At 70.3% G+C, this 5919-nt stretch carries 7 protein-coding genes; all 7 read right to left on the reverse strand.

What is annotated here, in order from left to right; translation table 11 throughout:
- Positions 1-140: 140 nt before the first annotated feature.
- Positions 141-1163: a lysophospholipid acyltransferase family protein gene (locus IE247_RS33700; protein ID WP_190127186.1), complete on the reverse strand. Its 1023-nt coding sequence runs from the start codon at positions 1161-1163 to the stop codon at positions 141-143.
- A gap of 7 nt (positions 1164-1170) precedes the next feature.
- Positions 1171-2238 (reverse strand): NAD-dependent epimerase/dehydratase family protein, encoded by a 1068-nt coding sequence (locus tag IE247_RS33705; protein WP_190127187.1) that lies wholly within the window; start codon positions 2236-2238, stop codon positions 1171-1173.
- A gap of 126 nt (positions 2239-2364) precedes the next feature.
- Positions 2365-2463, reverse strand: coding sequence for a 30S ribosomal protein bS22 (locus IE247_RS33710; protein WP_003948845.1), 99 nt, complete (start codon positions 2461-2463; stop codon positions 2365-2367).
- A 121-nt stretch (positions 2464-2584) separates the two neighbouring features.
- The gene (locus IE247_RS33715) at positions 2585-2797 is read right to left on the reverse strand and encodes a helix-turn-helix domain-containing protein (RefSeq protein ID WP_003958488.1); all 213 of its coding nucleotides are present in this window, start codon (positions 2795-2797) and stop codon (positions 2585-2587) included.
- Between the two features lie 128 nt (positions 2798-2925).
- The gene (locus IE247_RS33720) at positions 2926-3747 is read right to left on the reverse strand and encodes a phosphatase (protein WP_229869524.1); all 822 of its coding nucleotides are present in this window, start codon (positions 3745-3747) and stop codon (positions 2926-2928) included.
- Positions 3748-3928: 181 nt separating this feature from the next.
- Positions 3929-5104 carry an acetoin utilization protein AcuC gene (locus tag IE247_RS33725; protein WP_190127188.1) on the reverse strand — a complete coding sequence of 392 codons (1176 nt, stop codon included), beginning with the start codon at positions 5102-5104 and terminating at the stop codon, positions 3929-3931.
- A gap of 25 nt (positions 5105-5129) precedes the next feature.
- On the reverse strand, positions 5130-5774 hold the full coding sequence (locus IE247_RS33730; protein WP_190127189.1) for an HAD family hydrolase: 645 nt from the start codon (positions 5772-5774) through the stop codon (positions 5130-5132).
- Between the last annotated feature and the right edge of the window lie 145 nt (positions 5775-5919).

Consider the following 5919-nt stretch of genomic DNA (forward strand, 5'->3'; position numbering starts at 1 on the left):
GGCAGGGACCGAAAAGGGGGGACCGCCCCCCGGGGAGAACCGGGGCCCGGCCCCCCGGGGCCCGGGGGCCCGGAACGGGGGCGGGCGGGCCGGAGAGATCCGGCCCGCCCGCCGTTTCCCACCCGGCCGCCCTCAGGGGCTCAGAAGAACACAGACCTCCGCCGCACCAGCAGCTTGTACAGCGTGTGCTGGATCTGCTCCCGCACCTGATCCGTCAGATTGAACATCAGCATCGGGTCCTCCGCCGCCTCGGCCGGATACCCCTTGGTCTCGATGGGCTCCCCGAACTGAATGGTCCACTTCGTCGGCAGCGGCACCGCGCCCAGCGGCCCCAGCCAGGGAAACGTCGGCGTCAGCGGAAAGTACGGAATCCCCAGCAGCCTGGCGAGCGTCTTGGAGTTCCCCAGCATCGGATAGATCTCCTCCGCCCCGACGATCGAGCACGGCACGATCGGAGCCCCCGCCCGCAGCGCCGTCGACACAAAACCGCCGCGGCCGAAGCGCTGGAGCTTGTACCGCTCACCGAACGGCTTCCCGATGCCCTTGAAGCCCTCCGGCATCACCCCGACGACCTCACCGCGCCGCAGCAGCCGCTCGGCGTCCTCCGTACAGGCCAGCGTGTGCCCGGCCTTGCGGGCCAGCTCATTGACGACCGGCAGCACAAAGACCAGATCCGCCGCGAGCAGCCGCAGATGACGGCCCGCCGGGTGCCGGTCGTGGACGGCGACCTGCATCATCAGCCCGTCCAGCGGAAGTGTGCCGGAGTGATTGGCCACCACCAGCGCCGGACCGTCGGACGGGATGTTCTCGATCCCCCTGACCTCGACCCGGAAGTACTTCTCGTACAGCGGCCGCAGCAGGGACATCAGCACCTGATCGGTGAGTTCCTCGTCGTAACCGAACTCGTCGACCTCGTACTCGCCCGTGATCCGGCGGCGCAGAAACGCCAGCCCCTCCGCGACCCGGCGGTCCAGGCCGCCGCCCCCGCCGGCCTCGTCCTCGGTGCCGTCGGCGCGCTCCTCGTGCGAGGAGCGCGCCCCGGGCAGCGAACTCACCGGGGCCGGACCAGCCGCCCCGGGCTTGCGGCGCGGCGGGCGCCGCTGGTCCGCGCCACCGCCCCGCGCACGGTCGTCGTCGAACGGAATGACCTTGGCATCCGCCATCGTCTGCCTACGCTCCCTCTCCGGCACCGCTCCGGGCCCGCCGTCCCGCGCCCCCGAGGGACGCCTCCACCCGGTCCACCGCCCCCGCCAGGGTCTTGGGCGGCAGCAGTCCCGGCGGCCGGGACCGGGCGAAGTCGGCGAACGCCTCCGCGGTCGTGAAACTTGGCTCAAACCCCAGTGTCTCGCGCATCTGTACGGTGCTCACCACCCGCCCATGGGTCAGCAGCCGGATCTGCTCCGGCGAGAAGTCCGTGACCCCGACCGCCCGCAGCGCGGAGCCGACCCAGGTGACCGCGGGCAGCAGCACCGGCAGCGTGGGCCGCCCCAGCCGCCGCGCGCACTGCGACAGCAGCAGCACCCCGTCCCCCGCGACATTGAAGGTGCCGCTGTTGAGCGTGGCCCGGCGGGGCTCGTGGAGCGCGATCCCCAGGACGTCGATCACATCGTCCTCATGGACGAACTGGAGCCTCGGGTCATAACCGAACACCGTCGGCACCACCGGCAGCGAGAAGAACTCGGCGAGCGGGGAGTCCGCGCGCGGTCCGAGGATGTTCGCGAAGCGCAGTACGCAGACGGCGACGTCGGGCCTGCGCCGGGCGAAGCCGCGGACGTATCCCTCCACCTCGACCAGGTCCTTCGCGAAGCCGCCGCTCGGCAGCGACTTGGGCGGGGTGGTCTCGGTGAAGACCGCCGGATCCCGGGGCGCGGAGCCGTACACACTCGTACTGGACTTGATCACCAGCCGCCGGACGGTGGACGACTTCTGGCAGGCCCCGAGGAGCTGGAGAGTGCCGATGACATTGGTCTCCTTGACCGCCGTCCGCCCGCCGGCCCCCAGCGGGGTGCCGGTGACATCCAGATGGACGACGGTGTCGACGGCGTGCTCGGCGAGGACCCGCCCTATCGCGGGGCGGCGGACGTCGGCGTGGACGAATTCGGCCCCGCCGAGATCGTGCGCGGGCTCCACCACATCGACGCCGATCACCCGTTCCACTTCGGGATCGCGCCGCAGCCGCCGCACAAGACGGCCGCCCAGCTGCCGGGCCACGCCGGTGACGAGCACGACCTTTCCCAAGATCAGCGCCTTCCCTGAGGTCGGAATGGGACTTCCGTCGTCACCGTAGCGGTTCGCCCCGGGAAAACACCGCGGCCCCCTCACCATGGTGGTGAGAGGGCCGCGATGACACGTACAGCTGCCGTACTACTTCTTGTTACGGCGCTGAACGCGGGTGCGCTTGAGCAGCTTGCGGTGCTTCTTCTTCGCCATCCGCTTGCGCCGCTTCTTGATAACAGAGCCCACGACTACCCTCGCTCACTTCTCTTTACTCGGTGCGGGGCGTCTGGGCCCACACGACCTACGTCGGTCCAGCCTACCCGCCTGAGCATCGAGGTTGTAATCCGAGGGCAGCCGCCCGGTTCCACTACGCGGATTCCACCCCCACAAAGGACTCGCGGAGATAGTCGTGAACCGCTTGCTCCGGTACCCGGAAGGACCTCCCCACCCGGATCGCCGGCAGATGACCGCTGTGTACCAACCGGTACACCGTCATCTTCGACACCCGCATCACCGAGGCGACTTCCGCCACGGTAAGGAACTTGACCTCGTTAAGAGGCCTCTCGCTGCCAGCAGCCATGACCCACCTGTACCTTCCGCGCAAGACGCCCACCGGCTTCCCCTCCGGTGACTCTTCGTCGCTACGCGCTCACTCCCCAGACTAGGGGCGGGTGGTACGAGTGGGGAAGAGGAGCAGCCATCGGCCGCCTACTGTGACAGACACGCTCGATTGAGTACATAGCGCGTCAGCGGTCGGTAGCAGGGAGACCGCACGGAGTCATCGAGCGGGACCACGACCGCCACCCTCCCCTCGGCCTCGCCGACGAAGAGAGCGGGGTCGTCGACATCCGCCGGACCCATCGCCTCAAAGCCCAGCTGACCTGCTCCGCAGACCCATCCGTGGTCCCCGACGACAAGATCCGGAAGCGGTCCGCCGGCCTCCGCGAGGCTCTCCAGAGCGGCTCTTACGGGGAGGGGGGAATGGGTGTGTGCGCCGGATTCACCACGGGTTGCCCGTACGCCGGATTCCCGCACCAGCGCGACGCCCCGTACGTAATCAATCGCGTATGTGCGTACTCCGAACCGGGTCGTTATGTCGACACATCGCCCCTGCGCGGGGGTGAGGAGGAGACAGCCCGCCGCCGACAAAGCGTCTGCCAGCCCCCCGTAGAAGCCCAGCAGCCGCCGCGGATGACCGGTGCCGAGAAGCACCGCCCCCCGTGCCGCGGCCACCTCGCCCAGCCGGTCGGCGAAGGCGTCCAGCGCGCTCAGCGTCCGGTCGGGGTCGATGACGTCGGGCCCGCTGATGTGCGCCGGATCGGGCGAGACCCCGCATTTCGCGGCCATGAGCGCGATCACGTCCCGCTCGGTCCAGTCCCGCTCGGGACCGAGCCCGAGGGTGACCCGGGGATCGCGCGCGGCGAACAGCTGATAACTGCGCAGGCTCTCCTCCCGTAGGGTACGCACGCTCCCGGCCAGCCGGGCGGCCAGAAGATGGGTCCGCAGCGCTGTGACACTCGTACTCGGCACACCGCCGATGGTGTCGCGGCCGGGGCTCGACCGGCCCGGAAACCCTTGCCCCGTCGCACGGTTGGCCCAACGCGCCGCGCGAGCGGAGGTACGGAGCCCTGGACGGCCCTCCGCGGCCCTGGAGGGGCCTCACGGCCCCGACAGGCGCCCGCGAGGGCATCCGGGCCCTCTCGCGCCTCTCCTACGCCAGCAGCCCCCGCAGCGGGAAAGCCGCCCGCCGGGTCGCCAGCACCGCCTGGTCGAGCCGGTCGGCGGGGTCGTACCCCTGCCCCCACTCCCGCCACACCGGCGCCCGGCCGTCCGTCATCCGGCGCGGCCCCGGCTGCCGGGTCCGCGCGTACACCTCGTCCCGCCACCCCTGCGGAATCATCGACTCCGGGTCGATGGGCCGATGGGCCGCGATGCCCACCAGATGCGTCCACGACCTCGGTACGACGTCCACCACCGCGTATCCGCCACCGCCGAGCGCGATCCACCGCCCGCCCTCGGCGTACTCGTGCGCCAGCGAGTGACACGCCTCCTGGACCGCGCGCTGGGCGTCCAGCGACACCGCCAGATGCGCGAGCGGGTCCTCGAAGTGGGTGTCCGCGCCGTGCTGGGTGACCAGCACCTGCGGCCGGAAGTCCGCCAGCAGCTCCGGGACCACGGCGTGGAACGCGCGCAGCCACCCCTCGTCACCCGTCCCCGCGGGCAGCGCCACATTCACGGCCCCGCCGTCCGCCGGGCCCTCGCCGCCGGTCTCCTCCGGCCATCCGGTGTGGGGGAACAGGGTCCTGGGGTGCTCGTGCAGGGAGACCGTCAGCACCCTGGGGTCGTCCCAGAACGACGCCTGGACGCCGTCGCCGTGGTGCACGTCCACATCGATGTACGCGACGCGTTCCGCGCCCAGCTCCAGCAGCCGGGCGATGGCGAGGGAGGCGTCGTTGTAGACGCAGAACCCGGCCGCGGAGCCCGGCATCGCGTGGTGCAGCCCTCCGGCGAAGTTCACCGCGTGCCCGGCGTCGCCGCGCCACACCGCATCGGCCGCCCCGACGGACTGCCCGGCGATCAGCGCCGCGGCCTCGTGCATCCCGGCGAACGCCGGGTCGTCCACCGTCCCCAGCCCGTACGCCCGGTCCGCGTCCCCCGGCCGCGCGGAGGCCGCGCGCACGGCCGCCACATAGTCCTCACGGTGCACGAGCCGGAGCGTCGAGTCCCCGGCCGGCCTCGCGGACACCACATCGACGGCCCGGTCCAGCTCATAGGCCCGCACCAACTCCATGGTCAGCGCGAGCCGCACCGGATCCATCGGATGGCTGTCCCCGAAGTCGTACTTCGTTACCGCCTCGTCCCACATCAACATCGTGCGGCTGCTCATCCCGCCACCGTATCGGCCGCGCGGCTCAGACGAGCAGCGCGGGCAGCTCCGTCATCGAGCCGAAGTACCCCTTCGCACCCACGAGTTTCTCCGCCGGGGTCATCGCCGTGAAGCCGTACGCGTCCATCCCCGCGGCCACGGCGGCGCGCACCCCGAGCACACTGTCCTCGACCACCACACAGCGCTCGGGAGCCACTCCCATGCGCTCGGCGGCGTACAGAAAGAGATCGGGCGCCGGCTTGCCCCTCCCGACATCCTGCGCACTGAAGACGATCTCGTCGCGGAACCAGCGGTCCAGCCCTGTCTTACGGTGCCCCACCCGGATCCGCTCATGGCTCCCCGAGGAGGCGAGACAGTACGGAACCGAGTCCGCCGCCAGCTTCTCCAGCACCTCCATCACCCCTTCGACAGCGACCAGCTCCCGTTCGAACGCCGCGAACGTCCGCGCGTGCAGAGTCGCGTCGAAATCGTCCGGAAGTCGCTCCCCACTCCGCTCCAGCACCAGATCGTGCACCCGGTGGACCGCCGCCCCCATGTAGTCCCGCAGCGAGTCCTCGTACGAGGTGGGGTGCCCCAGTTCCGTCAGATAGCCCGCGAGGATGGCATTGGCCACCGGCTCGCTGTCGACGAGCACGCCGTCGTTGTCGAAGATGACAAGGTCATATCTCATGCTTCCAGCCTAGAAGGCTAGAAGGCTCCGAAAAGATCCTGAACGCAAAAATGCCTCAGTCCCCGGACACAATGTGTCCGGGGACTGAGGCTAAAAATTGTTCGGCGGCGTCCTACTCTCCCACAGGGTCCCCCCTGCAGTACCA

This window comes from Streptomyces inusitatus (genome assembly GCF_014651115.1).
Classification (GTDB): Bacteria; Actinomycetota; Actinomycetes; order Streptomycetales; family Streptomycetaceae; genus Streptomyces; species Streptomyces amakusaensis.